General features: G+C 76.4%; 2 protein-coding genes. Both read right to left on the bottom strand.

Annotated elements, in window-relative coordinates; all coding sequences use genetic code 11:
- Window positions 1-962 (bottom strand): ATP-binding protein (locus ACW0Q9_RS29505; protein ID WP_456186880.1); only part of this gene is annotated, 962 nt, incomplete at its 3' end.
- On the bottom strand, window positions 959-4,150 hold a 3,192-nt coding region (cobN, locus tag ACW0Q9_RS29500), incomplete at its 5' end, for a cobaltochelatase subunit CobN (RefSeq protein ID WP_456186878.1). The genes cobN and ACW0Q9_RS29505, both read right to left, overlap by 4 nt.

Raw genomic sequence — 4,150 nt, 5'->3', positions numbered from 1 at the left:
GGGGTGTCGAACGGGTCCCGGCGGCGGCGGTGCGGCAGGGCCAGCCGGGCCGCGACCCGGACGTCGTCGGCGGCCACCCGGTCCCGGCCCTGCCAGGCGGCGTGCGCCACGGCGGTGCGGGCCGTGACGATGTCGGCGCGCATGCCGTCCACGTCGAACGCGGCGCAGACCTCGGCGATCTGCCGCAGCGCCGCGTCGGGCAGCGCCACCCGGGGCAGCCGCAGCCGCGCCGCGGCGACCCGGCGGGCCACCTCGGCGTCCGCCCCGGCCCAGCCGGCGGCGAAGCCGGCCGGGTCGGCGTCGGCGGCGAGCCGGCGGCGGACCACCTCGGCGCGGACGGCGGGGTCCCGGCTGGCGGCCACCTCGACGGTGAGGCCGAACCGGTCGAGCAGCTGCGGCCGCAGCTCCCCCTCCTCCGGGTTCATGGTGCCGACCAGCAGGAACCGGGCCGCGTGGCTGACCGAGACGCCCTCCCGCTCGACGTGGCAGCGGCCCATCGCCGCGGCGTCCAGGAGCAGGTCGACCAGGTGGTCGTGGAGGAGGTTGACCTCGTCGACGTAGAGCACGCCGCGGTGGGCGGCGGCGAGCAGGCCGGGCTCGTAGGCGCGTACCCCCTCGGCCAGGGCCTTCTCCAGGTCGAGCGAGCCGACCACCCGGTCCTCGGCGGCGCCCACCGGCAGCTCGACGAGGCGGGCCGGGCGGCGCTCGGCCACCGACCCGGCCGGGTGCGGCCCGTCCGGGCAGCCCGGGTCGGGCGCGGCCGGCTCGCAGGCGAAGCGGCAGGCGGCGACCCGGTCGACCGGGGGCAGCAGCCCGGCGAGGGCGCGGACGGCGGTGGACTTGGCGGTGCCCTTCTCGCCCCGGACCAGCACCCCGCCGATGGCCGGGCTGACCGCGTTGAGCAGCAGGGCGAGGCGCATCTCGTCCATCCCGAGCACCGCGCTGAACGGATAGCTCGTCATTGCCGGTCCTCCAGGTCGCCCTCGCTGGCCAGGTACGTCTCGTGCAGGCGGTCGAGGGTGGCCGGCTCGGGTGCGGCCCACAGCCCTCGTTCGGCGGCCTCCAGCAGCCGTTCGGCGATGCCGCGCAGCGCCCACGGGTTGGACCGCTCCAGGAACTCCCGGGTCTCCGGGTCGAAGAGGTACGCCTCGGCGAGCCGCTCGTACATCCAGTCGTCGACGACCCCGGCGGTGGCGTCGTAGCCGAACAGGTAGTCCACGGTGGCGGCCAGCTCGAAGGCGCCCTTGTAGCCGTGCCGGCGCATGGCGGCGATCCAGCGCGGGTTGACCACCCGGGCCCGGAACACCCGGCGGGTCTCCTCGCCGAGGGTGCGGGTGCGCACGTCGTGCGGCAGGGCCGAGTCGCCCACGTACGCGGCCGGGGAGCCGCCGGTGAGGTGGCGGACCATGGCCACCATCCCGCCGTGGTACTGGAAGTAGTCGTCGGAGTCGACGATGTCGTGCTCGCGGGTGTCCTGGTTCTTGACGGCGACGGCGATCCGGGCGAAGGAGCGTTCCATGTCGGCCCGGGCCTCCCGCCCGTCCAGCCCCGGCCCGTACGCGTAGCCGCCCCACACGGCGTACACCTCGGCCAGGTCGGCGTCGGTGCGCCAGTTCCGGGCGTCGATGAGCGGCAGCAGCCCGGCCCCGTACGCCCCGGGCTTCGAGCCGAAGATGCGGGCGGTGGCCCGGCGCGGATCGCCGTGCTCGGCGACGTCGGCGTCCACGTGGGCCTTCACGTAGTTCTCCGCGGCCGGCTCGTCGAGCGCGGCGACCTGCCGGACGGCGTCGTCGATGAGGGCCACGACGTGCGGGAAGGCGTCCCGGAAGAAGCCGGAGATGCGCACCGTGACGTCGACCCGGGGGCGGCCCAGCTCGGCCAGGGGCACCACCTCGACGCCGGTGACCCGGCGGGACCGGTCGTCCCACGTTGGACGGACGCCGAGCAGCGCCAGCACCTCGGCGATGTCGTCGCCCTGGGTCCGCATGGCGCTGGTGCCCCAGACGGTGAGCCCGACCGAGCGCGGGTACGCGCCGGTGTCGGCGAGGTGCCGGGCCAGCAGCGAGTCGGCGAGGGCCACCCCGACGTCCCAGGCGTTGCGGCTGGGGATGGCCTTCGGGTCGACCGAGTAGAAGTTGCGTCCGGTGGGGAGCACGTTGACCAGCCCGCGGGTGGGCGAGCCGGACGGGCCGGGCGGGACGAACCGGCCGTCGAGCGCGCCGAGCACCCGGTCGATCTCGTCGGTGGTGCGCTCCAGCCGGGGCACCACCTCGCGGGCGGCGAAGCGGAGCACCTCGGCGGCCTCGGGCACCACTGCGCCGACCACCTCCTCGACCACCGCGCCGGCCTTGGTCTCGTCCCAGCCGAGGGTCTCCATGCCGAGCACCAGCCGGCGGGCCAGGGCCTCGACGAGGTCGACGGCGTCGGCGGCGGTGGCGGCCGGCCCGTCGACCGCCTCGGTGAGCGCCGCCGGCACGGTGATCCGCGCGCCGGGCGCGGCGAGCAGCGCCGCCTCGTCGAGGCCGGCGTGGGCGGCGAGGGCCTGGCGCAGTCCGGGCAGCGCCCGGACCCCGCCCCAGACCTGCGGGGCGCGCAGCACGGCGAGGACCAGGTTGACCCGGGCCTCCCCGGCGGGTGCCTCGGCGAGCACGTGCAGGCCGTCGCGGATCTGCACGTCCTTGACCTCGCAGAGGTAGCCGTCGAGGTGCAGCACGAAGTCGTCGAAGTCGTCCTCGGCGGGCATCTCCGCCTGGTGCAGGTCGTGGTGCAGCTCGGCGGCGCGGACGAGGTCCCAGATCTGCCGCTGCACGGTGGGCGCCTTGGCCGGGTCGAGGGCCTGCACGGTGGCGTACTCGTCGAGCAGCTGTTCGAGCTTGGCCAGGTCGCCGTACGTCTCGGCGCGGGCCATCGGCGGCACCAGGTGGTCGACCACCACGGCGTGCGCCCGCCGCTTGGCCTGGGTGCCCTCGCCGGGGTCGTTGACGATGAACGGGTAGACCAGCGGCAGGTCGCCGAGGACCGCGTCGGGGGCGCAGTCGGCGGCCAGCCCGAGGCCCTTGCCGGGCAGCCATTCCAGGGTGCCGTGCTTGCCGAGGTGCACCACGGCGTCCGCGCCGAAGCCGCCGTCGGCGACCGGCGCGGCCAGCCAGCGGTACGCGGCCAGGTAGTGGTGGCTGGGCGGCAGGTCCGGGTCGTGGTAGATGGCCACGGGGTTCTCGCCGAAGCCGCGGGGCGGCTGGATGAGCAGCGCAACGTTGCCGAAGCGCAGCCCGGCCAGGACGAGGTCCCCGCCGTCGGTGTAGAGCCGGCCCGGCGGCTCGCCCCAGTGCTCCCGCATCCCCTCCCGCAGCGGGGCGGGCACCGCGGCGAACCAGCGCCGGTAGGTCTCCCCCGGCACCCGCGCCTCGGCGGCGGCGAGCTGTTCCGGCGTGAGCCACTCGACGTCGTGCCCGCCGGCGGCGATCAGGGCGTGGATCAGCGCGTCCCCGTCGTCCGGCACCGGCCCGTCGCCCAGGTGGTAGCCGGCCTCGGCGAGGGCGGCGAGCAGCCGGACCGCCGAGGCCGGGGTGTCCAGGCCGACCGCGTTGCCGACCCGGGAGTGCTTCGTCGGGTACGAGCTGAGTACGACCGCCAGGCGCTTGTCGGCGTTCGGCACGTGCCGCAGCCGGGCCTGTCGGACGGCGATGCCGGCGACCCGGGCGGCGCGCTCCGGGTCGGGCTGGTAGACCGAGAGCCCGTCGGCGTCGATCCGCTTGAACGAGAACGGCACGGTGACGATCCGGCCGTCGAACTCGGGGATGGCCACCTGCATGGCGGCGTCCAGCGGGGACAGTCCCGCGTCGCTGGCCGCCCACCGGTCGCGGTCGCTGGTCAGGCAGAGCGCCTGGACGATCGGCACGTCCAGGGCGGCGAGCGCGCCGACGTCCCAGGCGTCCTCGTCGCCGCCGCCGGAGGCGTCCGCGGCGACCGCCCCGCCGGCCGCGAGCACCGTCACCACCAGGGCGTCGCACCGCGCGAACTCCTCCAGCGGGCCCGCGCCCGGGGTGAGCCCGCGCAGCGAGCCGCAGAACACCGGCAGCGGCTGCCCGCCGGCCGCGCTGACCGCGTCGGCCAGGGTCTCGACGAAGGCCGTGTTCCCGGCCAGGGCGTG

It is taken from the genome of Micromonospora sp. I033 (assembly GCF_053890995.1).
Note: the sequence above shows the minus strand (reverse complement) of the source record. Positions and strands in the feature narration are given on the sequence as shown.